Raw genomic sequence first — 23,358 nt, 5'->3', positions numbered from 1 at the left:
AGGAGGTTGACGCCGCGTCAGCCCCGCAGCAGCTCCTCGGCGCCCTGACCGCGCCAGTACGCCACGATCTCGGCCGGGGCCTTCTCGGGCGAACCCGCGTCGTAGGGCGGCTGCGGGTCGTACTCGGTCAGCAGCTGCACGGTCTGGGCGAAGGCGTCGCCCTCGATGCGGCCCAGCAGGTGCAGCGCCATGTCGATGCCGGAGGAGACGCCCGCGGCGGTGACGTACTTGCCGTCGAACACCACCCGCTCGCCGGTGGGCTCCGCGCCGAACTCCGCCAGCGCCTCGAGGACCGTCCAGTGCGAGGTGGCGCGCCGCCCGCGCAGCAGCCCGGCGGCGGCCAGCACCAGCGAGCCGGTGCAGACGGAGGTGGTCCAGGTGCTGGTGGCGTCCGCGGTGCGCACCCAGTCGAGGATCCGCTCGTCGCGCATCGCCTCGCGCGAGCCCGGGCCGCCGGGCACCAGGACCAGGTCGGGGCGGGGCACCTCGGCCAGGGTGCGGTCGGCGACGACGGCCAGGCTGCCCTGGTCACCGCGGACCGGCCCGGCCTCGGCGGCGACGAACACGGTCTCGGCCCCGGGCAGCCGGCCCAGGTGCTCGTAGGGCCCGATGGCGTCCAGGCCGGTGAAGCGGTCGTAGAGCAGGACGGCGATCTGCATGGCGTGACTCCTGGTCTCGTACGGGGTGGTCTCGTACGGGGTGGTCGGGTTCGGGGTGGTCGGGTACGGGGTGGTCGGGGACTCGGGTGCACCGCGCAGGCGGCGCGGCTCCGGCGTACGTCTCAGGTGCCGGCCGGGGCGTGGAAGCGGCGGCGGTACTCGGCCGGGGGCGTGCCCAGCGCCTTGACGAAGGCCCGGCGCATCGCCTCGGGGGTGCCGTAGCCCGCGGCGCGCGCGACCTCCTGGACGCCGTGGGCGGTGTCCTCCAGCAGGCGCCGCGCGTGTTCGAGCCTGACCCGCTCCACGTAGCGGCCCGGGGTGGTGCCGGTCTCGGCGTGGAAGGCCCGGGCGAAGTGGCGCGGCGAGAGCCGGGCGCGCCCGGCCAGCGCCTCCACGGACAGGTCGCCGCCGGGGTGCTCGGTGATCCAGCGCTGCACCTCGCGCAGTGGCTCGCGGGTCGCGGTCTGGGTGGCCAGCTGGGCGCTGAACTGGGCCTGGTTGCCCGGGCGGCGCAGGAACACCACCAGGTGCCGGGCGATGTGCAGGGCCAGTTCGCGCCCGTGGTCCTCCTCGACCAGGGCCAGCGCCAGGTCGATCCCCGCGGTCACCCCGGCCGAGGTCGAGATCCGGCCGTCCCGCACGAAGATCGGGTCCGCCTCGACGCGGACCTCGGGGTGGCGGGCGGCCAGGTCCGCGCAGTAGGCCCAGTGGGTGGTGGCCCGGCGGCCGTCCAGCAGCCCTGCGGCGGCGAGCAGTTCGGCGCCCGTGCAGACCGAGACGATCCGCTCGGCGGCCGGGGCGCGGCAGCGCAGCCAGCCGGTGACCTCGGGCTGCCCGGCCCGGGTGCCGTGCCCGCCCGGCACCAGCAGCGTGTGCGGGACCGGGGCGTCCGCCAGGGGGCCGTCGGGGACCAGCGTGAGCCCGCTGTGGGTGCGGACCGGGGCGCCGCCCGGGGAGGCGGTACGGATCCGGTACGCGTCCGGGTCGCCGAGGGCGGTGCCGGCCCCGGCGAAGACCTCCACCGGGCCGGTGACGTCGAGGCTCTGCACGCCGTCGAAGAGGACGACGAGGACCGTGCGCTTCGTCATGCCCCCATCCTCGGGTGGCGCCGCCGTGGCAGCAATGACGAATCCCCCACCTTTCCTGCCACGCGCGCACGGGACGGGGCCGGTGGTTCCCTCCGTACTGACCAGTCGGTAGCGTGCTGTGCATGACGACTTCGACTGCTGCCACGGACTCCCCCGGCACGCCGGGCGCCCTGCCCGAGCGGGCCGGGCGGCACTGCCAGAACCAGCTGAACACGCTGCACGCGGCCATCTACTTCTCCCCCGAGCTGGCCGGGGAACTGGCCGCCCTGGGAATAGCCGCCGGGCCCGCGCAGAACTTCGCGGGCCGCGCGGCGGCGATGGGGGCGGTCGGCGCGGGCACCGTGGCGGCCGCCTTCTACAACTACAACCCCGAGCTGGTGGCCCGGCACGTCCCGGCCGTCTGGGAGGTGGCGTCCCCGCAGGCGGTGGTGGACGCGCGGCTGCGGGCGGCGGACGCCCTGTTGCGGAGGCTGCTGGGCACCGAGGTGGTCGAGTCGGCGGAGATGGCCGAGGCGGCGGAGCTCGCGGTGCGGGCGACCGGGGGCTGCTCGCGACACGCCCGGCCGCTGTACTCCGCGCACGCCGACCAGCCGCTCCCCGACCAGCCGCACCTCGCGTACTGGCACGCCGCCACGCTGCTGCGCGAGCACCGGGGCGACGGGCACCTGGCGGCGCTGCTGAGCGCGGAGCTGGACCCGCTGGAGGCGCTGGTCACGCACACCGCGACCGGCAAGGGCATGGCCCCGCGCTGGGTGCTCGCCACCCGGGGCTGGGGGCGCTCCGACTGGGAGGCGGCCGTGGCGCGGCTGCGGGCGCGCGGCCTGGTGGAGGCGGACTCCACCGAGCTCACCGCGGCGGGCGTGGCGCTGCGCGCGGACCTGGAGGCCCACACGGACCGCATCGACCGCGGCCCGTACGAGCACCTGGGCGCCGAGGGCGTGGCGCGCCTGACCGAGCTGGCCCGCGGCTTCGTGGTGCGGGCGGCGAAGGCCGGGGCGTTCCCGGCGGACCTGATCGGCAAGTAGGGCACGCGCGGAAGGCGGGTGCGGCCGGTCCGGCCGCACCCCGTGGGGCGCACGGCCGCCCTGGCAGAATGCCAGGGCAAGCATTGCGCGGGAGAAGGCGAGTCGGACCACGTGACCACGTCCATCGAAGCCAGGATCGCCGGGGAACTCGGCGTACGCGAGCGTCAGGTCAGGGCGGCGGTCGAGCTGCTCGACGGCGGTTCCACCGTGCCGTTCATCGCGCGCTACCGCAAGGAAGCGACCGAGATGCTCGACGACGCGCAGCTGCGCACGCTGGAGGAGCGGCTGCGCTATCTGCGGGAGCTGGAGGAGCGGCGCGCCGCGGTCCTCGAATCCATACGGGAGCAGGGCAGGCTGACCCCCGAGGTGGAGGCGGCGATCGTCGGCGCCGAGACCAAGGCCCGCCTGGAGGACGTCTACCTCCCCTTCAAGCCCAAGCGCCGCACCAAGGCGCAGATCGCCCGCGAGGCCGGTCTCCAGCCGCTCGCCGAGGGGCTGCTGGGCGACCCCTCGGTGGCCCCGGAGGCCGCCGCCCTGGCGTTCGTCGACGCCGACAAGGGCGTCGCGGACCCGGGCGCCGCCCTGGAGGGCGCCCGCGCCATCCTCACCGAGCGGTTCTCCGAGGACGCCGACCTGATCGGCGAGCTGCGCGAGCGGATGTGGACGCGCGGGCGCCTGGGCTCGAAGGTGAAGGACGGCAAGGAGACCGAGGGCGCCAAGTTCGCGGACTACTTCGACTTCTCCGAGGGCTTCGACCAGCTCCCCTCGCACCGGGTGCTGGCGATGCTCCGGGGCGAGAAGGAGGACGTCCTGGAGCTGGACCTGGAGCCGGAGGAGCCCACCGAGAGCGGGGTCTCCACGTACGAGGGGATCATCGCGCACCGGTTCGGCATCGCCGACCGCGGCCGTCCCGGCGACAAGTGGCTCAAGGACACGGTCCGCTGGGCCTGGCGCACCCGGGTCCTGTCCCACCTCGGCATCGACCTGCGCACCCGGCTGCGCACGGCGGCCGAGGACGAGGCGGTGCGGGTCTTCGCGGCGAACCTGCGCGACCTGCTGCTGGCCGCCCCGGCGGGCACCCGCGCGACCCTGGGCCTGGACCCCGGCTTCCGTACGGGCGTGAAGGTCGCCGTGGTCGACGCGACGGGCAAGGTGGTGGCCACCGACACGATCTACCCGCACGTGCCGGCCAACCGCTGGGACGAGGCGCTGGCCAAGCTGGCGCGGCTGGCGAAGGAGCACCGGGTCGAGCTGGTCGCCATCGGCAACGGCACCGCGTCGCGCGAGACGGACAAGCTCGCCACCGACCTGATCGCCGCCAACCCGGAGCTGACGCTGACCAAGGTGATGGTCTCGGAGGCCGGCGCCTCCGTGTACTCCGCCTCGGCGTTCGCCTCGCAGGAGCTGCCGGGGCTCGACGTGTCGCTGCGCGGCGCGGTCTCGATCGCCCGGCGCCTGCAGGACCCGCTGGCCGAGCTGGTGAAGATCGACCCGAAGTCGATCGGCGTGGGCCAGTACCAGCACGACCTGTCCGAGGTGAAGCTCTCGCGCTCCCTGGACGCGGTGGTCGAGGACTGTGTGAACGGCGTCGGCGTGGACGTCAACACGGCCTCCGCGCCGCTGCTCTCGCGGGTGTCGGGCATCAGCTCGGGCCTGGCGGAGAACATCGTGGCGCACCGCGACGCCAACGGCCCCTTCCGCTCCCGCAGGGCGCTCAAGGACGTGGCCCGCCTCGGTCCGAAGGCGTACGAGCAGTGCGCGGGCTTCCTGCGCATCCGCGGCGGGGACGACCCGCTGGACGCCTCCTCGGTGCACCCGGAGGCGTACCCCGTCGTCCGGAAGATCGCGGCGGGCCGCGAGGTGGCCTCGCTGATCGGCAACACCGGCGTGCTGCGCTCGGTGCGGCCCGAGGAGTACGTGGACGAGACGTTCGGCCTGCCGACCGTCACCGACATCCTGCGCGAGCTGGAGAAGCCGGGGCGTGACCCGCGGCCCGCCTTCAAGACGGCCACCTTCAAGGAGGGCGTCGAGAAGATCGGCGACCTGGGGTCCGGGATGGTCCTGGAGGGCGTCGTCACCAACGTCGCCGCGTTCGGCGCGTTCGTGGACGTCGGCGTCCACCAGGACGGCCTGGTGCACGTCTCGGCGATGTCCCGCACCTTCGTCAAGGACCCGCGCGACGTGGTGAAGCCGGGTGACGTGGTGAAGGTGAAGGTCCTGGAGGTGGACATCCCGCGCAAGCGGATCTCGCTGACGCTGCGCCTGGACGACGAGGCGAACGCCTCCGCCGACGACAGCAGGCCCCGCCGCGACCGCGGCGGCCGCCCGCCGCAGCAGCGCCAGGGCGGCGGAGGCGCTGCCCGTGGAGGCGACCGGCGCGGTGGCGGCACCGGCGGCCAGCGCCAGGGCGGCGGGGGTGGCCAGCGGCAGGCCCCGGCGGCGGCCCCGGCGAACAGCGCGATGGCGGACGCGCTGCGCAAGGCGGGACTGCTGGGCAAGGACGGCAAGAAGCGCTGAGGCGGGGGACGCCCCCGGCCCTCACTCCTCCTGGTCCCCGCGGTAGCGGTACCCCAGGCCCCGGACCGCCTCGATCGGGTCCGGGGCCGTGGCGGGGGCCGACTGCTGGAGCTTGCGGCGGACCCGGAGCACCGCGAACTTCACCCGGTCCGGGCCGATCCCCTGCGGGTCGTCCCAGACCTGGTCCAGGAGCTGGCCGGTGGAGACGACCCGTCCCCGGTTGCGCACCAGCGTCTGGAGCAGGCGGTACTCGATGTCGCTGAGGCGCACCTCCTCGCCCCGCCACACCGCCGAGCGCCGCTCCGGCACCAGGCGCAGCGACTCGTCGAGCGCGGTGCCCGTCCAGCGGGCGGGGGCGGCCCGGCGCAGCAGTGCCTCGACGCGGGCGAGCAGTTCCTCGGTGCCGAACGGCTTGGGGAGGTAGTCGTCGGCCCCGGCGCGCAGCCCGCGCACCCGGTCGCTCTCGGCGCCGCGCGCGGTGAGCAGCAGCACCGGCAGGTCGGTCATGTCCCGGGTGCGCTCCAGGACCTGCCAGCCGTCGAGCACGGGCAGCCCGATGTCCAGGATCATCAGGTCCGGCTCGTCGGCGAAGAGCCGGCGCAGCGCGTCGCGCCCGTCGGCGGCGCGCACCACCTCGTACCCGGCGCGGGTCAGCAGCACCCGCAGCGCCAGCGCCACGTCCTCGTCGTCCTCGACGACCAGGACGCGGGTCACGGCGCGTGCTCCGGCCCGGGCCCGGCGACGGGCAGCACCAGGGTGAAGACGGCGCCGCCGCCGGGGTGGTCGGCGACGGACAGCTCGCCGCCGTGGCGGCGCACCACGTCCCGGGTGAGGGTCAGGCCGAGGCCGGTGCCCGGGAAGCCGCCGCTCTCGGCGTTGGGGGCGCGGAAGAAGTCGTCGAAGATGTCCTCGTGGTACTGCGCGGGCACCCCGATGCCGGTGTCGGCGACGTCGACGCGCCACTCGTGGCCGTCGCAGGTGGCGCGCACGTCGATGCGGCCGCCCGCCGGGGTGTACTTGGCGGCGTTCTCCACGAGGTTGGCGAGCACGTGCTCCAGGCGGTGCTCGTCGCCGCGCAGCGCGGGCCCGGGGTGCAGTTCGATGCTGACGAACACGCCCGCCGCCGAGGTGGTGCCCATCTGGTCCAGGACGGCGTTGCGGACCATGCGGGCCACGTCGACCTCGCCGAACTCCAGGCTGAGCTGGACCGCGCGCGCCCGGGTGGCGGCCATCAGGGTGGTGAGGACGCCCTCCATGCGGACGGCGTTGCGCCGGATGGCGTCCAGGTAGCCGCGCTGGTCGTCGGAGAGGGGTCCGGAGACCGGGTCGGAGAGGATCTCGCAGAAGCTGAGGATCGAGGTCAGCGGGGTGCGCAGGTTGTGCGAGGCGGTGGCGAGGAAGGTGTTGCGCTGGCGGGCCAGCTCGGCGAGCGTCTCGTTGTCGCGCCGCAGGTCGGCCTCGCGGCGCTTGTGCTCGGTGATGTCCTCGGCGGTCCACAGGGAGCCGAGGACCTCGCCGTCGGGGCCGTACAGCGGCTCCACGTCGCGGCGGATGACGCGCCCGTCGGTCAGCGGGATCTCGGTGGCGCGGTGCATCTTGCGGCCGGCGATCTCGGAGGTGGTCTGCACGATCCAGGAGGGCGCCTGCTCGAAGGTGGCGACGACCGCGTCCACCACCGGGGCGAGCGCGGCGCCGGGCCTGACGTCGACCCGGCCGGCCAGGCCGAACATGTCGACGAACTTCTGGTTGACGGCCACCACGTGGTCGTCACCGCCCTGGATGATCGCCCCCCGGGGCAGGGCCTCCAGGACGGCCTGGAGGCGGGCGCGCGTCGTCTTCACCCTCCGACCGTACGGCCGCCGGGCCGCGCGCGCCGCCGCGGCTGCTCCGTCCTGCGCAGCCCCGCCCGGCCCGGCCCGGGCCCGCCGTCAGTCCTCGGTGACCTTGCCGTCCGCGACGTCGACGCGACGGGTGGTGCGGACCGCGTCGAGCATCCGGCGGTCGTGGGTGACCAGCAGGAGGGTGCCGGTGTACGACTCCAGGGCCTGCTCCAGCTGCTCGATGGCGGGCAGGTCCAGGTGGTTGGTCGGCTCGTCCAGGACCAGCAGGTTCACCCCGCGGCCCTGGAGCAGGGCGAGGGCGGCCCGGGTGCGCTCGCCGGGCGAGAGCGTGGTGGCGGGGCGCAGCACGTGCTCGGCCTTGAGCCCGAACTTGGCGAGCAGGGTGCGCACCTCGGCGGGCTCGGTGTCGGGCACCGCCGCGCAGAAGGCGTCGAGCAGCGACTCGGTGCCGTGGAAGAGCAGGCGCGCCTGGTCGACCTCTCCGACGACGACGCCGGAGCCCAGGGAGGCGTGTCCGGAGTCCAGCGGGAGGCGGCCGAGGAGGGCGGCCAGGAGGGTGGACTTGCCCGCGCCGTTGGCACCGGTGATGGCGATCCGGTCGGCCCAGTCCACCTGGAGGGAGACCGGCCCGAAGTCGAAGTCCCCGCGGGTCACCCGGGCCTCGCGCAGGGTCGCCACGACCGAGCCGGAGCGCGGCGCGGCGGCGATCTCCATGCGCAGCTCCCACTCCTTGCGGGGCTCGTCGACGACGTCGAGCCGCTCGATCATGCGCTGGGTCTGGCGGGCCTTGGCGGCCTGCTTCTCGCTGGACTCGCTGCGCGTCTTGCGGCTGATCTTGTCGTTGTCGGAGCCCTTGCGGCGGGCGTTCCTGACGCCCTTGTCCATCCAGGAGCGCTGCATGTGGGCGCGCCCCTCCAGGGCGGACTTCTTGTCGGCGTACTCCTCGTAGTCCTCGCGGGCGTGCCTGCGGGCGGTCTCGCGCTCCTCCAGGTAGGCCGCGTACCCGCCGCCGTACAGGGTGATCTGCTGCTGGGCCAGGTCGAGTTCGAGGACCTTGGTGACGGTGCGGGTGAGGAACTCGCGGTCGTGGCTGACGACGACGGTCCCGGCGCGCAGCCCGGTGACGAAGTCCTCCAGGCGCTCCAGGCCGTCCAGGTCGAGGTCGTTGGTGGGCTCGTCGAGCAGGAAGACGTCGTAGCGCGAGAGCAGCAGCGAGGCGAGGCCCGCGCGGGCGGCCTGGCCGCCGGAGAGCGCGGTCATCGGCTGGTCGAGGCCGATGGTGAGGCCGAGGCCCGCGGCGACCTCCTCGGCGCGCTCGTCGAGGTCGGCGCCGCCGAGGTCGAGCCAGCGCTCCAGGGAGAGGGCGTACGCGTCGTCGGCGCCGGGCGCCCCGTCGACCAGGCCCTGGGTGGCCTCGTCCATGGCGGCCTGGGCGGCGGCCACGCCGGTGCGGCGGGCCAGGAAGGCGCGCACGGTCTCGCCGTCGCGGCGCTCGGGCTCCTGCGGGAGGTGGCCGACGTTCGCGGTGGGCGGGGAGAGCCTCAGCTCGCCGCCCTCGGCGGTGTCGAGCCCGGCGAGCAGGCGCAGCAGCGTGGACTTGCCGGCGCCGTTGACGCCGACGAGGCCGATGACGTCACCGGGGGCGACGACGAGGTCGAGTCCGGAGAACAGGACGCGGTCGCCGTGTCCGGCGGAGAGGTCTTTGACGACGAGTGTGGCAGTCATGAGGGGGCGATCCTATCGCCGTGCCGGGACGCCCCCCGCTGGCGCACCCGGCAGGGCGGCAGGGTCAGGGCCGGCGGCCGAGGTCGAACTGGGCGGCGGCGGAGAGCGCGATCCCGGCGAACAGGAACAGGAAGCCCAGCGGGAACGGCACGAAGCGCAGGAGGACCAGCGCCGCGGCCGTGACCAGGGCGCCCAGCGCCCAGACGCGCGGGTTGCGCACGCGGCGGCGCAGCCAGGGCACCACGATCTCGCCGGTGCGCAGGGTGAGCAGGCCCGCGCCGAGCAGGAGGGTGGCCAGGACCAGGGTGAGGACGAGCAGCACGGTGACGTATCCCCCGGAATCTCCCCGTCCGCCGCGCCGGGCGCGCGGACGGTCAGCGCACGACGGGTGCGACCAGCACGCTCCCGGTGGCGCGTGCCACGACGAAGGATCTCCCCCGCACCGCCCCGGCGTCCAGGGGTATCCGGTGACGGCCGGGTGGCAGCTCGGCGTCGAGCAGTTCGGTGGTCCGCACCCGGGAGAAGGCGCCCACGCGGTACGCGACCAGGCGCACCCGGCAGTCCACGGCGACGTCCAGCTCGGCGGCCCCGCCGCGGGCCGCGAGCGCGGTCAGCCGCCGCTGCCGGGCGGTGTCCCGGGCGAGCGCGTGCTCGACCTGGGCGAGCAGCACGGGGAGCACCCGCACCGGCCCGTCGACGTACGCGGCGCGGGCCCCGGCGGCGGTGAGGGCGGCGCGCACGGCGGCGCGCTCGCGGGCGCCGGTGCCGGGCCCGAAGACGACCGCGTCGTAGCGCCGCAGCTCCTCGCGGCCCAGGCCGTCCACGTCGGCGGCGACGTCCGCGCCGACGCCGGTGGTGCGCAGGGCGGCGGCGGGCCTGGCGAGCTCCGCGGTGCGCGCGCCGACCAGGAGCACCCGGCGGCGGCCGGGTTCGCGGCCGGGGGCGCCCAGGAGTTCGTGCAGGGCGGCCCGGTACTCGCCGCCGCGGAAGCGGAACGGCCCCATCCCGGGGTAGCCGTTGCGCGGCAGGTCGACCGTGCGGCCGGTCTGCCAGGCGAAGTCGCGCCAGACCACGTCCTCGCCGTCCCGTTCGATGACGGCGGTGACCGCGCCGCAGCCCAGGTCGCCGCACTCGGGGCAGCCGTACAGCACGTACCGCCCGCCCTCCAGCGGCGCGGGCTCCTTCAGGAGCAGCTTGCGCACGTGCTGGGTGAAGATCGCCGGTGGTACGTCGGCGGCCAGCGGCGAGACCGCGTCCAGGTCGCTGAGCGTGAGCAGCAGCGGCCGGCCGTCGACCACGAAGTCCAGGAAGTCCCGGTGCACCTGCAGCCCGCCCCCGGCGAAGATGCCGCCGGGCCGTACGGCCGGGGCGAGCGCGAACGTCGCGTACTCGGCAGACATGCGGTGAGTATTCCCGCGCCCGGGCCCCTCACCCCGGGTGTGCGCCCGCGCGTAGGGTCCCGGCATGACGGACGACGTGATCGTGGTGGGCGGCGGGGTGATCGGTCTGACGACCGCCGTGGAGCTGGCCGGGCGCGGGCACCGGGTGCGCGTGTGGACGCGGGAGGAGCCGGGCGCGACGACCTCGGCGGTGGCGGGCGCGCTGTGGTGGCCGTACCGGATCGAGCCGGCGGACCTGGTCACGCGGTGGGCGGTGCGTTCGCTGCGCCGGTACGAGGAGCTGGCCGCGGACCCCGGGGCGACGGGGGTGCGGCTGGTGGACGGGGTGTACGCGGACACCGGCCTGGACGGCCTGGGCGACTGGGTCCACGAGGTGCCGGGGATGCGGGAGCTGTCGGGCGCGGCCGTCCCCGGTCCGTACGGGCGCGGGGTCGCGGCGCGGCTGCCCCTGATCGACATGCCGGTGCACCTGGCGTGGCTGCGCGGCGCCCTGGAGGCGGCCGGCGGGAGCCTTGAGGTGCGGTCGGTGGACGGTTTCGGGCGGGCCGCCGCCGGGGCGCGGGTGGTGGTGGACTGCGCGGGGCTGGGCGCGGCGGAGCTGGCCGGGGACGACCGGCTGCGGCCGGTGCGGGGGCAGTTGGTGCTGGTGGAGAACCCGGGCGTCGAGGAGTGGTTCGCGGCGGCCGACGACGAGCGGGAGGACTCGGCGTACTTCTTCCCGCAGCCGGGGCGGCTGGTGCTCGGCGGGACGGCCCAGGAGGGTGCGCGGAGCCTGGAGCCCGACCCGGTGACGGCGCGGGAGATCGTGGCGCGGTGCGCGCGGATCCGTCCGGAGATCGCGTCGGCCAAGGTGCTGGGCCACCGGGTGGGGCTGCGGCCCGTGCGGCGGGGCGGGGTGCGCCTGGAGGCGGAACGGCCGGACGGGGGCGGCCTGTTGGTGCACAACTACGGGCACGGCGGCGCGGGCGTGACGGTGGCGTGGGGGTGCGCCGGGCGGGTGGCGGAGCTGGTGGAGGGCTGACGGCAGGGCGTCGCCCGGGCCGCCCGGCGGCCCGTCAGGTCGCCGGGCGGGCGTCCGGTCGCCGGGCGGGCGTCCGGTCAGCCCGGGAAGGGCGAGCCCGCGCCGTTGTCGGCGTCCTCGCAGGCCTTGGCCTTGGCCCGGTAGGCGTCGGCGAGCTCGTGCAGCCGGGCCGCCTCGGTGCGGTTGCCGAGCTGGGCCTCCTTGTCGGCCTTGCGGTCCAGCTGGGCGGCCTGCTGGCGCAGTTCGGAGGGCTTGCAGGTGATCGGCCCCCGCGCGACGGCGTCCGTGGTGACGGGCGCGGCCTGCGCGGGGACGGCGGCGGCCAGGAGGCCGCCGGCCAGGACGGTGGTGGCCAGTGCGGCGGTGATGCGTCGACGCATGTGTTCGCAACTCCAAATCCCGGGCCGTGGGGACCCGTTGTGTGGGGGGGACGTACTCGCCGGTCACCCTACTCGTCCTGGTGCGCGAACGAGGGACGGGGTTGCGGAACGCGTGTTCGCGTTCCGCAACCCCGCCTTCACCGGTCGTCCACGAACCTCAGCAGCGGTCGACCGGCTGCCCCGCCACCAGGTGGTAGGCCGCGCGCCCGTCGAGCAACAGCGGCACCAGGGCCCGCAGCGGCTGGCGCAGCGGGACGAACGCGCCGTCCCGCGACGGCACGGACACCACTCCGTGCAGCGCCAGTTCGTCCTTCACCTGCCCGAACTGCGCCGCGTCGAGGCGGTATCCGCACGGCGGGTCGGCGAGGACCTCGGCGGGCTCGGCCGGGTCGTTGTCGGCGCCGCCCAGGTAGACCGGGCCTCGGTCGCGCAGGCCCGCGAGCCGGGCGGCCATGGTGGCCGCCCCGATGCCGCCGCGCCGCTCGTCGACGTACCCCCACAGCGCGTGCAGTCCGGTGAGCTGACTGCCCACCCGGCGGCGGTTGTTGAGGGCCGGGTCGGCCTTCTCCGCGTCGGTCTTCGGGTCGACGCGGGTCTCCACGAGCAGGCCCACCGCGCCCTTGACGCCCGCGGTGTTGCGCAGGATGCGCTCCTGGCCGTCGCCCGCGACCTGCTTGACCGGCTCGCCGGTGACCGGGTCCGTCCAGATCCCGTAGATGCCCGTGGTGTACCCGGCCTCCTCGGCGGACGGGCGGACGTGCTCCTCGGACAGGGCGCGGCCCTCGGCGTGCACCCGGCGGTCCGTGTTCAGGTTGCGCGGCCACAGCGCCAGCAGGTCCTTGTCGTAGAACCCGGGCGTGGCCCCGTACTCGTGCAGGTCGTAGACGACGTCGGGCCGCTGGTCCCGCAGCACGGCGGCCATGGCGCGGCCCTCGGCGGTGGCCAGCGTGACGTGGTCGCGGTTGACGTCGACGCCGTCGGAGTTGCCCCGGGTGTCGGCGGCGCGCCCGTCGGGGTTGGCGGTGGGCACCACGAGCACGGTCGTACGGGACAGGAAGGCCCGGGTGGGCCCGTCGGTGGCGAACGCCAGGTCGCGGACCGTGCTCAGGCACGCCTCGCGGCCCGAGGGCTCGTCGCCGTGCTGACTGCAGATCAGCAGCACCCGGGTGGCGGCGCGTTCGGCGCCGATGCGGACCAGTTGCAGCGGGCGGCCCTGTGCGGTGCGGCCGATCTCGCGCAGCGAGGCGCGCCCGCTGTCCCGGTCCACGGCCGCGAGGAACGCCTGCTCCTCGGGCTGGCTCGTCCAGCGCGCCCCGTGGCTCAGCTCGAAGCCGGTGCGCGGCGCCGTGGACGGGCGGGCCGCCTGGGCGCTGCCCGCCAGGGGCAGGGCGAGCGCGGCGGCGCACAGGGCGAGCACGCCCGCGCGGGTGCGGCTCCTCATCGGCGGGCCTCCCCCGGCACGCGGGCGCCGCTCAGGTCGGGCGCGGTGACGCCGCGTGCGGGGGTGCGCGCGGTGAGCGCGGGCCCGGTCTGCGGGTGGCCGCCCCGGGTGGCCAGGGCGAACGCCCGGGCGCCGCCGACCACGGGCAGCCTCGCCGAGGTGCGGGCCAGGTCGAGGGTGATCGTCGGGGTGGTGGACGGCGGGTCGATCAGGTCCTTGTCGGTGCCCGCGACGATCAGGGCGAGCCGGTGCCCGGCCGGGACCACGTGGTCGGTGGGGGCGAGCTTGATGGTCATGGCGTACTTCTTCCCCGGGGTGAGCGGGCGCTGCCTGCCCGGGTCGGCCCAGGTGCCCAGGTCCGCCCAGCCGCGGCTGACGACGGTGAAGTCGACGTCCTTCACGTCGGCCGCCGTGTTCAGGAAGCAGGCGCTGTCCCCGGCCGTGCTCGCGCCCCAGCAGCTGCGGTCGGTGAGCGTGGTGATGCCCTCGCCCGCCGCCCCGTAGTCACGGATGGACGCCGGTCCCAGGTCGACCAGGACGGCCGACAGGTGCGCGGTGGAGGTGGTCGGGGTGGCACTGACGGTCACCGTGGAGGAGCCGGACAGGCGCAGGTCGCGGCCGAGGGTGCCGGTGGTGAACCCGGCCTTCGCGGGGGTGGCGGCGTCCACCTGGGCGGCCCAGTCCAGCTCGCCGAGCGACGGGGTGTCGGTGAAGGTCTCGGTGCTGCCGGGGCGGGCCGGCTCCAGGCCGAGGGTGCCGACGCCGGGGACGGCGCCGGTGGCGGGGCGCACGGTGGTGGCGTCGGCGCCGCGCGCGGGCCAGGCGCGGTCGGTGGTCCAGGTGCCCGGGGCGCGCTCGACGTCGGCCGTCGGCTCGCGGTCCACGCCGTTGTCGTAGCCGAGGAGTTCGTGGTCGAACCAGCGGTGCAGGGTGCGCACCCAGGCGTCGCGGCGGTAGTCGAACGGGTCCACGTGGCCGGTGGTGGAGAGCCAGATCTTGCGCTTCACGCCGTGTGCGGCGAGCGCGTCCCACCACTGCCCGAAGTGGTTGGCGCGCACGTTGAGGTCCTGCTGGCCGTGGACCACGAAGACGCTGGCGCGGACCTTGCCCGCGTCCTTCACGTAGTCGCGCTCGGTCCAGGTGGGCGTCCAGTCGCCGCTGTAGGGCGTGCCCGCGGTGATGCGCGCCTGGACGGCGGCGCACCGGGCCTGGGCGTCGGGGCTGTCCACGTAGTCGGAGAGCCAGCTGGGGTTGGAGTCGTACAGCGGGGCGCCCTGCTGGTGGAAGTAGTCGTACCAGGAGGAGATCGCGCTGATCGGGACGATCGTCTTCAGGCCCTTGACGCCGGTGGCGGCCACGCCGTTGGCGATGGTGCCGTCCCAGCTCTTGCCGATCATGCCGACGTTCCCGGTGGTCCAGCCGGCCGTGGCGCGCGTGCCGCCGGTGCGGGTGGTGTAGCCGCGGGCCCGGCCGTTCAGCCAGTCGACCACGGCCTTGGCGGACTGGACGTCGGAGCGCCCGCCGACGTCGTCGCAGCCGTCCGAGCGATTGGTTCCGGCCAGGTCCACGCCGACGAAGGCGTAGCCGCGCGGCACGAAGTAGTTGTCGTAGAACAGCGGCATCTGGACCACGCGGCCGTCGGCGTCGTACGTCTTGAGCTGGCTCTCGTTGCCGCGCCCGCAGCACGAGTAGTAGGGGCTGGCGTCCATGATGACGGGCACCCGGCGGCCCTGCTGGGCGGCCTCGCGCGGCCGGACGACGTCCGCGGCGACCCGGTCGGTGCGCCCGTCGCCGTCCCCGTCGAGCCCGGTGTCCACCCAGACGGACTCGCGGACCGCGTTCTCGTACGAGTAGACGGGCCGGGACTCCCCGGTGCGCGCGGCGCCCGCCGTCCCGGCCGCGGCGGCGGGCGGGACCAGCACGGCCAGCAGGACGGTGGTGACCGCCGCCACCAGGGTCTTCCACGAGGGGCGGGTTCTCCGCATCGGTATCGGCATGCCCGGACGCTACAGCGGTCAACTGCCGCGCAGAAGGGGGCAGTAGGTCAACCCGTGGGTCACGGAAGGACCTTCGGGCCCGTCGGGGTTCATGGCGACCGAATGGCGATCGTGTGACGACGGGGGCCATGGACATGACCGGGGGGCGGAGGGCTGAATAGGGTCGCAGGAGATCTTGTCGAACGGTCCCACCCGACCGGGTGGTGCCGTTCGACGCCCCTTCGACCGCTACGACTTGGAGCATCCGTGCACCGCAGACTGATCGTCCCGAGCGCACTCGCGGCCTCCCTGCTGCTGGCGATCCCGGCATCGGCAGCCGACTACACGCCGGGCGCCCCGGGCATCGGCGACCCCTACTACCCGGCCAGCGGCAACGGCGGATACGACGTTTCCCACTACGACCTGCGGCTCAAGTACCAGCCGAAGACGGACCTGCTGGAGGGCACGGCGACGCTGATCGCCACCACCAGGCAGAACCTGTCGCGCTTCAACCTGGACTTCGGGCTCGCCGTCAGCGAGATCCGCGTCAACGGCAAGCCGGCGAAGTTCGCGAAGTCCGGCGACCACGAGCTGGAGGTCACCCCGGCCGCGCCGCTCGCCGCGGGCAAGGCGGTCTCGGTGGTGGTGAAGTACGCGGGCAAGCCCTCCGAGCTGAAGATCGGCGGCTGGACCGCCTGGCACCGCACCCCCGACGGCGGCGTCGCGGCGCAGGAGCCGGACTCGGCCGTGTGGTGGTTCCCGTCCAACGACCACCCGCTGGACAAGGCCACGTTCGACGTCTCGGTGTCGGTGCCGGACGGCACCCAGGCCGTCTCCAACGGCGTGCTCGCCTCGCAGACCTCCAAGCTCGGCTGGACCCGCTACAACTGGCGCTCCGGCAAGCCCCAGGCCACGTACCTGGCCACGCTCGCGGTCGGCAAGTTCGACATCACCACCGACACCACCGCCAACGGGCTCCCGGTGGTCAACGCGTACAGCAAGGACCTGGGCGCCAACGCCGGTTCGGCGCGGGCCAGCGTGGAGCGCACCACCGAGGTCGCCGAGTGGCTGGAGTCGGTCTACGGCCCCTACCCGTTCGACGCGCTCGGCGGTTACGTGCCCAACGTGACGGCCGGGTTCGCGCTGGAGACCCAGACCCGTCCGTTCTACGGCCCCGGCCAGTTCCGCAACGGCGCGAACGTCTCCGTGGTGGTGCACGAGCTGGCGCACCAGTGGTACGGCGACAGCGTCTCCGTGGACGGCTGGAAGGACATCTGGATCAACGAGGGCTTCGCCCGCTACAGCCAGTGGCTGTGGTCGGAGAAGGAGGGCGAGGGCACCGCGCAGGAGCTCGCCGACTACGTGTACGACACCCACCCGGCCGATGACGCGTTCTGGACGGTCAAGCCCGGCGACCCGGGCCCGGACGACCAGTTCGACATCGCCGTGTACGACCGGGGCGCGCTGGCCGTGCAGGCGCTGCGCAACACGGTGGGCGAGAAGTCCTTCTTCAAGATCCTCAAGGGCTGGCCGCAGGAGCACGCGTACGGCAACGCGACCGTCGGCGACTTCGTGAAGTACGCCGAGAAGGTCTCGAAGAAGCCGCTGGCCGCGCTCTTCGACACCTGGCTCTACCAGCCGGTGAAGCCGTCCGCCGCGGCCGCCGCGAAGTCCCGCGTGACGTCGCTCGCCGCCGCGCCGGGTGCCGCCTCCGGCGAGGCTGCGGGCAAGGCCGCGAAGCCGGTCCAGCCGAAGTCGTGGAAGCAGATCGCCGCGACCAACTCGGTGCACGAGACCGGGCGTCCGCACGGCCACTGAGCCCCGCGCGCCCGACCGGTGCCGCCGTCCCCCGCCGGGGCGGCGGCACCGCCGCGTGCCCCGGGAACGGGTGGTCCGGCCCGAAAGCGCTCTCGAAAGATCGCCTCCCGGTCTACCCTCGGGGAACACGTACGAAACGAGGAGCCTGACGTGCCCGTACCCTCCGCCGGGTCCCGGCCCACCCTGGAAGCCGTCGCCGCCCGCGCCGGGGTCTCGCGGGCCACCGCATCGCGCGTCGTCAACGGGGGCGCGGGGGTCCGCCAGCCGCTCGTGGAGAAGGTGCAGCGGGCCGTCGAGGAGCTGGGCTACATACCCAACCACGCGGCCCGCACCCTGGTCACCCGGCGCAACGGCGCGGTGGCCGTGATCATCGCCGAGCCCGAGTTCCGGATCTTCTCCGACCCGTTCTTCGAGCAGCAGGTGCGCGGGATCAGCCGCGAACTGGCGGCCAACGACCTCCAGTTGGTGCTGCTGTGGGTCGAGGACTCCGGGGACCACCAGCGCATCGCCCGCTACCTGGGCGGCGGGCACGTGGACGGCGCCCTGGCCTTCTCGCTGCACGACAACGACGAACTGCCGGACATCGTGCGCCGCGTCGAGGTCCCCACCGTCTTCGGCGGGCGCCCCGGCTGGCCCGGCGCCACCGCCGAACTGGCCGTGCCCTACGTGGACGCCGACAACCGCGGCGGCGCCCGCGTCGCCGTGCGCCACCTGCTCTCGCTGGGGCGCCGCACCATCGCGCACATCGCGGGCCCGCCCGACCAGACCGCCGCCCAGGACCGCCTCGACGGCTACCACGACGTGCTCCTGGAGGCGGGCCCCGGGCTCGTCGCGCAGGGCGACTTCACCGAGGAGAGCGGCGCGCGGGCGATGGCCGAGCTGCTGGAGCGCTCCGAGGAGCTCGACGCGGTGTTCGCGGCCAACGACCTGATGGCCTCCGGCGCCCTGCGGGTGTTGCGCGAGCGGGGGCTGCGGGTGCCCGAGGACGTGGCGCTGGTCGGCTTCGACGACATGGCACAGGTGGCCCCGGCGACCGACCCGCCGCTGACGACGGTCCGTCAGGACATCGAGGGCATGGGCCGGTTGATGGTGCGGCTGCTGATGCGGACGCTGGACGAGCCGGGTCCGCGCACCACGACGCCCACGTCCGTGATCACCCCGACGGAGCTGGTGCGGCGCGGCTCGGCGTGAGCCCGGGCGTGCTCAGCCGGCCGCGCTCAGCCGCCCGCGCGGTGGCGGGCCCGGGCGCGGCGGGCCAGCGGCAGGTAGCGCAGCCGCTCGGGGAGCACGGGGACCACGAGGCGCACGACCCGGGACAGCCGGCGCAGCCGCCGCTCCTGGTCCGCGCTCCAGGGCAGCCCGATCGCCTCGCGGGCCCCGGGCGGCATCAGGCCGACGGTGACGAAGGACCGGAAGCGGGCCAGCGGCGGGAGCAGCAGCGGCCACAGGGCCCTCAGCAGCAGCCGCACCGGGAGCGGGCCGCGGTCGGGCGCCGGGACGTGCTGGTCGGTGGCGAGCAGTTCGCGGACCACGGCGGTGGCCTCGACGTCCTCGGCGAGCACCCGGCGGAAGTACGGCCAGAACTCCTCGATGCTCGCGGGCATGTCCCGGTCGTGGATGCCGAGCACCCGGCCGACCCGGAGCCACTCCTCGTACATCCGGCGCTCCTGCGCGGGCGTGAGGGGGCGGAAGAGGTAGCGGGCGGCGTGCTGGAAGACCGGGAAGCCGGTGGCGTGGACCCAGGCGTAGTGGGCGGGGGTGAGCGCGTGGTAGCGGCGGCCCCGGGTGTCGGTGCCCCGGATGGACTTGTGCAGCTCGCGCAGCCTGCGCCCTTCGGCGAGCGCGTCCTCGCCGCCGTACACCCACAGCTGGAGCGAGCGCAGGGAGCGCTCGCCGCGGCCCCAGGGGTCGGTGCGGAAGACGGAGTGCTCGTCGACGCCGGCGCCGACGGCGGGGTGGGCGACCTGGAGGGTGAGGGCGGCGGGGAGCATGAGCAGGCCGCGGACGTCCCCGGTGAGCGACCAGAGCACGCCGCCGGGCGGGGGCGGCAGCGGCTCGGAGGCGCCGCGGGCGGTGGTGCGGGCGGTCCGGGGACGCCACGAGGCGGTGGTCATGCGCGCGCTCCCTGGGACGGCTGGTGCGGAAGGGGCCGGATTCCGGTGATGTCCCAGTATGCGGGGTCGCGGGAGGGCAGTGGCACGGGGGTGGGGTGACGGGTGCGGAAGGCGCGGGCGCGGCAGAGTTGGGGCGCTCGTGCGCACCCGGCAAGATTCCCTGCACCCGATGGCTACCGGAAGGTAACTCAGGCTGATTTGATGTGCCCGGCGCCGCTCCAACCCCCATCCGAACCAGGAGATTTCGTGCCGCACTCCGCCCTCCGCAGCCTCTCCGGTGCAGCCCTGTCCGCCGCCCTCGCCGCCGTCACGCTGGCCGGCACCGCCTCCTCGGCCTCGGCCGACGCCGCGGCCGCCGCGCCCCGGCTGAAGGTGCTCACGTACAACACCTTCCTGATGAGCAAGAACCTGTACCCGAACTGGGGCCAGGACCACCGCGCCGCCGAGATCCCGAAGGCGTCCTTCTTCCAGGGCAAGGACGTCGTCGTCCTGCAGGAGGCGTTCGACAACTCGGCCTCCGACGCGCTGAAGCGCAACGCGGCGGCGCAGTACCCGTACCAGACCCCGGTGGTGGGGCGGAGCAAGGACGGGTGGGACGCCACCGGCGGGTCCTACTCGGCGACCACGCCCGAGGACGGCGGGGTGACGCTGCTCAGCAAGTGGCCGGTCGTCCGCAAGGAGCAGTACGTCTACAAGGACGCCTGCGGCGCCGACTGGTGGTCCAACAAGGGCTTCGTGTACGCGGTGCTGAACGTGAACGGCAGCAAGGTGCACGTGGTGGGCACGCACGCGCAGTCCACCGACCCGGGCTGCGGCGCGGGCGAGGCGGCGCAGATGCGCAGCCGCCAGTTCAGGGCCATCGACTCCTTCCTGGACGCCAAGAACATCCCGGCGGGCGAGCAGGTCATCGTCACGGGTGACATGAACGTCGACTCGCGCTCGCCGGAGTACGCCTCGATGCTCGCGGACGCGGACCTGGCCGGCGCGGACTCGCGCACCGGGCACCCGTACTCCTTCGACACCAAGGAGAACTCCATCGCGCTGGACCGCTACCCGAGCGACCCGCGCGAGGACCTGGACTACGTGCTCTACCGCGCGGGCAACGCCCGCCCCTCGGGCTGGAACAACGAGGTCGTCAAGGAGCAGAGCGCACCCTGGACGGTCTCCAGCTGGGGCAAGCAGTACACGTACACCAACCTGTCCGACCACTACCCGCTGATCGGCCAGTAGCACCCCGCTCCCCCAGGGGCGCCCGCCCCCCGGCGGGCGCCCCTCAGGCGTGCTCGTACACCGTCACGCGCGCCCCGTGCGACGGCGGTCCACCACTGACAACGCCCCGGGACTTTCACACAAGTGGTGTGCCAGCAATACTGTTGAACCGGATCGCAGCGTGGAACGAGGGGCGGAGCGATGACGACGGGGACCGAGGAGCCGACGCTCACCGTGGACGAGCTGGCGGCGCGTGCGGGGGTCACCGTGCGCACCATTCGTTTCTACAGCACCCGGGGGCTGCTTCCGCCGCCGGTGATCGGGCCGCGCCGGGTCGGGCAGTACGGCTCCGCGCACCTCTCACGGCTCGCCCTGATCGAGGAGCTGCAGCACCAGGGCATGACCCTGGCCGCGATCGAGCGCTACCTGGAGCAGCTGCCCGAGGACCTCAGCGCCCACGACCTGGCCATCCACCGGGCCCTGGTGGCGACCTGGGCGCCGGACACGGCCGAGGACGCCAGCCAGGCGGAGCTGGAGCGGCGGGCCGGGCGGCCCCTCGGGGACGAGGACCTGGAGCGGCTGGCCGCGATCGGCGTCCTGGAGCGCGCCGAGGGCACGGACACCTTCCGGGTCGACCCGGGGCTGCTGCGGCTCGGGGTGCAGCTCCTGGACGTGCCGATAGCGCACGAGACGATCCTGGCCGCCCGCGGCGTGCTGCTGGAGCACACCCGCTCGGCCGCGCAGGAGCTGACCCGGCTCTTCCGCGACGAGGTGTGGAGCCCCTACCGCGAGCGGGAGGCCGACCCCGAGCACGTGGCCGCGATGAAGTCGCTCTCGGCCCACATGCAGCCGCTGGTGGTGCAGGCCCTGGTCACCGCGTTCCAGCGGTCGCTGAAGGAGGAGCTGCGGGCCGCCTTCCGCCAGGAGGAGCGGTAGGGCGGCCCGCACCGGACGTCAGTCCGCGAACACCTCGCCGCGCCCGGCCTTCTCCACCAGCAGCGCGGGCGGCTGGAAGCGGTCGCCGTAGCGCTCGGCCAGCTCGCGCGCGCGGGCCGTGAAGCCGGCGAGCCCGCCCTCGTACCCGTTGATGTACTGGATCACTCCCCCGGTCCACGCCGGGAAGCCGATCCCCATGATGGAGCCGATGTTGGCGTCGGCGACCGAGGTGAGCACGCCCTCCTCCAGGCAGCGCACGGTGTCCAGCGCCTCGGAGAAGAGCATCCGCTCCTTCATGTCCTCGAACGGCACCGCCGCGTCCTCGCGCGTGAAGTGCTCGCGCAGCCCCGGCCACAGGCCCGCGCGCTTGCCGTCCTCGTCGTAGTCGTAGAACCCCGCCCCGCCGCTGCGCCCGGTGCGCCCGAACTCGTCGACCAGACGGTCGATGACCGCCTCCGCGGGGTGGGTGGGCCAGGTGCCGCCCGCCTCCTCGATCGCCCGCTTGGACTCGTTGCGGATCTTGCGCGGCAGGGTCAGCGTCAGCTCGTCCATCAGGGACAGCACCTTCGCCGGGTAGCCCGCCTGGGCCGCCGCCTGCTCCACGGACGCGGGCTCGACGCCCTCGCCGACCAGCGCCACGCCCTCGTTGATGAACTGGCCGATCACCCGCGAGGTGAAGAAGCCGCGCGAGTCGTTGACCACGATCGGGGTCTTGTTGATCTGGCGCACCAGGTCGAAGGCGCGGGCCAGCGCCTCCTCACCGGTGCGCTCGCCCTTGATGATCTCCACCAGCGGCATCTTGTCGACCGGCGAGAAGAAGTGCAGGCCGATGAAGTCGGCGGGGCGGGAGACCCCCTCGGAGAGCAGGGTGATCGGCAGGGTGGAGGTGTTGGAGCAGAGCAGCGCGTCCGCGTCGACGACGTCCTGGATCTCCTGGAACACCTTGTGCTTGAGCGCCGGGTCCTCGAACACCGCCTCGATCACCGCGTCGCACCCGGCGAGGTCGGCCGCCTCGGCGGTGGGCGTGATCCGGGCGAGCAGCGCGTCGGCCTTCGCCTGGGTGGTGCGCCCCCGGGAGACGGCCTTGGCGCACAGCTTCTCGGAGTACGCCTTGCCCTTGGCGGCCGCCTCGGCGGACACGTCCTTCAGGACGACGTCGATCCCGGCCCGGGCGCAGGAGTAGGCGATGCCCGCGCCCATCATCCCGGCGCCGAGCACCGCGACCCGGGTGGCCTTGCGCGGCTCGACGCCCTTGGGGCGGCTGGCCCCGGAGTTGACCGCCTGGAGGTCGAAGAAGAACGCCTGGATCATGTTCTTCGCGATCTGGCCCGTGACCAGCTCGGTGAAGTAGCGGGCCTCGATGACCTGGGCGGTCTCGAAGTCGACCTGGGAGCCCTCGACGGCGGCGGCCAGGATGTTGCGCGGCGCCGGGTAGGGGGCGCCGGCCAGCTGCTTCTTGAGGTTGGCCGGGAAGGCCGGCAGGTTCGCGGCGAACTTGGGGCTGGCGGGGGTGCCGCCCGGGATCCGGTAGCCCTTGACGTCCCAGGGCTGCTGGGACTCGGGGTGGGCGTCGATGAACGCGCGGGCCTTGTCCAGCATCTCCTCGGGCGTCGCGGCCAGCTCGTGCACCAGGCCGTTCTCCACCGCGCGCGCGGGCGTGTACTGGGTGCCCTGGAGCAGCACCTTCAGGAGCGCGTCGGCGATGCCCATCAGGCGTACGGTGCGGGTGACGCCGCCGCCCGCGGGCAGCAGGCCGAGGGTGACCTCGGGCAGGCCGATCTTGGAGCCGGGGGCGTCCAGCGCGACGCGGTGGTGGCAGGCGAGGGCGATCTCGTAACCGCCGCCCAGCGCCGCGCCGTTGATCGCGGCGACGACCGGCTTGCCGAGGGTCTCGATGCGGCGCAGCGCGCGCTTGATGCCCAGGCCCGTCTCGAACGCCAGGCGCGCGTTCTCCGGGCCGATCCTGATCATGTCCTTGAGGTCGCCGCCCGCGAAGAAGGTCTTCTTGGCGGAGGTGAAGACGATGCCGCGGATGGAGTCCTTCTCGGCCTCGGCGCGGTCGGCGATCGCCGCGATGGAGTCCTTGAAGGCCTGGTTCATGGTGTTGGCCGACTGGTTGGGGTCGTCCAGGACGAGGGTGACGATCCCGGTGTCGTCCTGTTCCCAGCGAATGGTGGTGGCTTCAGTGCTCATCTGGATGGCTCCGTA

The 23,358-nt window shown here is 74.3% G+C and carries 19 protein-coding genes; 7 read left to right on the top strand and 12 right to left on the bottom strand.

Going from position 1 to position 23,358, the window contains the following annotated elements; translation table 11 throughout:
- Positions 1 to 17: 17 nt before the first annotated feature.
- Complete coding sequence (locus tag ABT160_RS13415) at positions 18 to 659, bottom strand: DJ-1/PfpI family protein (protein WP_351647017.1); 642 nt, start codon at positions 657 to 659, stop codon at positions 18 to 20.
- A 122-nt stretch (positions 660 to 781) separates the two neighbouring features.
- Positions 782 to 1,747, bottom strand: a complete 966-nt coding sequence (locus tag ABT160_RS13410) for a GlxA family transcriptional regulator (RefSeq protein WP_351647016.1) — start codon at positions 1,745 to 1,747, stop codon at positions 782 to 784.
- Between the two features lie 122 nt (positions 1,748 to 1,869).
- On the opposite strand from ABT160_RS13410, the gene ABT160_RS13405 reads away from it, so the two are divergent.
- Positions 1,870 to 2,772, top strand: coding sequence for an SCO6745 family protein (locus ABT160_RS13405; RefSeq protein ID WP_351647014.1), 903 nt, complete (start codon positions 1,870 to 1,872; stop codon positions 2,770 to 2,772).
- A 111-nt stretch (positions 2,773 to 2,883) separates the two neighbouring features.
- Complete coding sequence (locus tag ABT160_RS13400) at positions 2,884 to 5,289, top strand: Tex family protein (protein WP_351647013.1); 2,406 nt, start codon at positions 2,884 to 2,886, stop codon at positions 5,287 to 5,289.
- A gap of 21 nt (positions 5,290 to 5,310) precedes the next feature.
- Here ABT160_RS13400 and ABT160_RS13395 read toward each other — a convergent pair whose 3' ends face one another.
- The 5 genes from ABT160_RS13395 to ABT160_RS13375 form a co-directional block, all read right to left on the bottom strand.
- On the bottom strand, positions 5,311 to 6,003 hold the full coding sequence (locus ABT160_RS13395; RefSeq protein WP_351647012.1) for a response regulator transcription factor: 693 nt from the start codon (positions 6,001 to 6,003) through the stop codon (positions 5,311 to 5,313).
- Positions 6,000 to 7,130, bottom strand: coding sequence for a PAS domain-containing sensor histidine kinase (locus tag ABT160_RS13390; RefSeq protein WP_351647010.1), 1,131 nt, complete (start codon positions 7,128 to 7,130; stop codon positions 6,000 to 6,002). The genes ABT160_RS13395 and ABT160_RS13390 overlap by 4 nt, the downstream gene beginning before the upstream one ends.
- Before the next feature lie 87 nt (positions 7,131 to 7,217).
- A complete protein-coding gene (locus ABT160_RS13385) occupies positions 7,218 to 8,855 on the bottom strand; it encodes an ABC-F family ATP-binding cassette domain-containing protein (RefSeq protein WP_351647009.1) in 1,638 nt (545 codons plus the stop codon).
- A gap of 64 nt (positions 8,856 to 8,919) precedes the next feature.
- On the bottom strand, positions 8,920 to 9,177 hold the full coding sequence (locus ABT160_RS13380; RefSeq protein ID WP_351647008.1) for a hypothetical protein: 258 nt from the start codon (positions 9,175 to 9,177) through the stop codon (positions 8,920 to 8,922).
- A gap of 52 nt (positions 9,178 to 9,229) precedes the next feature.
- Complete coding sequence (locus tag ABT160_RS13375) at positions 9,230 to 10,255, bottom strand: oxidoreductase (protein WP_351647006.1); 1,026 nt, start codon at positions 10,253 to 10,255, stop codon at positions 9,230 to 9,232.
- A gap of 64 nt (positions 10,256 to 10,319) precedes the next feature.
- Here ABT160_RS13375 and ABT160_RS13370 point away from each other — a divergent pair, with 64 nt between their 5' ends.
- Positions 10,320 to 11,276: an FAD-dependent oxidoreductase gene (locus ABT160_RS13370; protein WP_351647005.1), complete on the top strand. Its 957-nt coding sequence runs from the start codon at positions 10,320 to 10,322 to the stop codon at positions 11,274 to 11,276.
- Between the two features lie 77 nt (positions 11,277 to 11,353).
- On the opposite strand, the gene ABT160_RS13365 is transcribed toward ABT160_RS13370, so the two are convergent.
- The 3 genes from ABT160_RS13365 to ABT160_RS13355 all read right to left on the bottom strand — a co-directional run bounded on the left by ABT160_RS13365 (position 11,354) and on the right by ABT160_RS13355 (position 15,094).
- A complete protein-coding gene (locus ABT160_RS13365; RefSeq protein WP_351647003.1) occupies positions 11,354 to 11,656 on the bottom strand; it encodes a hypothetical protein in 303 nt (100 codons plus the stop codon).
- 157 nt (positions 11,657 to 11,813) lie between these two features.
- Positions 11,814 to 13,097: a M14 family metallopeptidase gene (locus ABT160_RS13360; RefSeq protein ID WP_351647002.1), complete on the bottom strand. Its 1,284-nt coding sequence runs from the start codon at positions 13,095 to 13,097 to the stop codon at positions 11,814 to 11,816.
- Positions 13,094 to 15,094, bottom strand: a complete 2,001-nt coding sequence (locus ABT160_RS13355) for a Xaa-Pro dipeptidyl-peptidase (RefSeq protein ID WP_351647000.1) — start codon at positions 15,092 to 15,094, stop codon at positions 13,094 to 13,096. The genes ABT160_RS13360 and ABT160_RS13355 overlap by 4 nt, the downstream gene beginning before the upstream one ends.
- Before the next feature lie 246 nt (positions 15,095 to 15,340).
- Between ABT160_RS13355 and ABT160_RS13350 the strand changes: the two genes are divergently transcribed.
- Both ABT160_RS13350 and ABT160_RS13345 read left to right on the top strand, forming a co-directional pair.
- Complete coding sequence (locus ABT160_RS13350; RefSeq protein WP_351646999.1) at positions 15,341 to 16,891, top strand: M1 family metallopeptidase; 1,551 nt, start codon at positions 15,341 to 15,343, stop codon at positions 16,889 to 16,891.
- Between the two features lie 150 nt (positions 16,892 to 17,041).
- A complete protein-coding gene (locus tag ABT160_RS13345) occupies positions 17,042 to 18,082 on the top strand; it encodes a LacI family DNA-binding transcriptional regulator (RefSeq protein WP_351646997.1) in 1,041 nt (346 codons plus the stop codon).
- Positions 18,083 to 18,108: 26 nt separating this feature from the next.
- Here ABT160_RS13345 and ABT160_RS13340 read toward each other — a convergent pair whose 3' ends face one another.
- The gene (locus ABT160_RS13340) at positions 18,109 to 19,005 is read right to left on the bottom strand and encodes an oxygenase MpaB family protein (protein ID WP_351646996.1); all 897 of its coding nucleotides are present in this window, start codon (positions 19,003 to 19,005) and stop codon (positions 18,109 to 18,111) included.
- Positions 19,006 to 19,251: 246 nt separating this feature from the next.
- Here ABT160_RS13340 and sph point away from each other — a divergent pair, with 246 nt between their 5' ends.
- Both sph and ABT160_RS13330 read left to right on the top strand, forming a co-directional pair.
- Positions 19,252 to 20,235, top strand: coding sequence for a sphingomyelin phosphodiesterase (gene sph / locus ABT160_RS13335; RefSeq protein ID WP_351646995.1), 984 nt, complete (start codon positions 19,252 to 19,254; stop codon positions 20,233 to 20,235).
- Positions 20,236 to 20,415: 180 nt separating this feature from the next.
- The gene (locus ABT160_RS13330; protein WP_351646993.1) at positions 20,416 to 21,150 is read left to right on the top strand and encodes a MerR family transcriptional regulator; all 735 of its coding nucleotides are present in this window, start codon (positions 20,416 to 20,418) and stop codon (positions 21,148 to 21,150) included.
- Between the two features lie 18 nt (positions 21,151 to 21,168).
- Here ABT160_RS13330 and ABT160_RS13325 read toward each other — a convergent pair whose 3' ends face one another.
- Complete coding sequence (locus ABT160_RS13325; protein WP_351646992.1) at positions 21,169 to 23,343, bottom strand: 3-hydroxyacyl-CoA dehydrogenase NAD-binding domain-containing protein; 2,175 nt, start codon at positions 23,341 to 23,343, stop codon at positions 21,169 to 21,171.
- Between the last annotated feature and the right edge of the window lie 15 nt (positions 23,344 to 23,358).

The organism is Streptomyces sp. NPDC001941 (assembly GCF_040296945.1).
GTDB lineage: Bacteria > Actinomycetota > Actinomycetes > Streptomycetales > Streptomycetaceae > Streptomyces.
This window is presented reverse-complemented; position numbering and strand designations above follow the sequence as displayed.

What these genes read in the sequence shown, in the direction of transcription:
- ABT160_RS13415 (WP_351647017.1), bottom strand. Translation starts at nt 659, where the DNA reads ATGCAGATCGCCGTCCTGCTCTACGACCGCTTCACCGGCCTGGACGCC.
- ABT160_RS13410 (WP_351647016.1), bottom strand. Translation starts at nt 1,747, where the DNA reads ATGACGAAGCGCACGGTCCTCGTCGTCCTCTTCGACGGCGTGCAGAGC.
- ABT160_RS13405 (WP_351647014.1), top strand. Translation starts at nt 1,870, where the DNA reads ATGACGACTTCGACTGCTGCCACGGACTCCCCCGGCACGCCGGGCGCC.
- ABT160_RS13385 (WP_351647009.1), bottom strand. Translation starts at nt 8,855, where the DNA reads ATGACTGCCACACTCGTCGTCAAAGACCTCTCCGCCGGACACGGCGAC.
- ABT160_RS13375 (WP_351647006.1), bottom strand. Translation starts at nt 10,255, where the DNA reads ATGTCTGCCGAGTACGCGACGTTCGCGCTCGCCCCGGCCGTACGGCCC.
- ABT160_RS13370 (WP_351647005.1), top strand. Translation starts at nt 10,320, where the DNA reads ATGACGGACGACGTGATCGTGGTGGGCGGCGGGGTGATCGGTCTGACG.
- ABT160_RS13365 (WP_351647003.1), bottom strand. Translation starts at nt 11,656, where the DNA reads ATGCGTCGACGCATCACCGCCGCACTGGCCACCACCGTCCTGGCCGGC.
- ABT160_RS13360 (WP_351647002.1), bottom strand. Translation starts at nt 13,097, where the DNA reads ATGAGGAGCCGCACCCGCGCGGGCGTGCTCGCCCTGTGCGCCGCCGCG.
- ABT160_RS13355 (WP_351647000.1), bottom strand. Translation starts at nt 15,094, where the DNA reads ATGCCGATACCGATGCGGAGAACCCGCCCCTCGTGGAAGACCCTGGTG.
- ABT160_RS13340 (WP_351646996.1), bottom strand. Translation starts at nt 19,005, where the DNA reads ATGACCACCGCCTCGTGGCGTCCCCGGACCGCCCGCACCACCGCCCGC.
- ABT160_RS13330 (WP_351646993.1), top strand. Translation starts at nt 20,416, where the DNA reads ATGACGACGGGGACCGAGGAGCCGACGCTCACCGTGGACGAGCTGGCG.
- ABT160_RS13325 (WP_351646992.1), bottom strand. Translation starts at nt 23,343, where the DNA reads ATGAGCACTGAAGCCACCACCATTCGCTGGGAACAGGACGACACCGGG.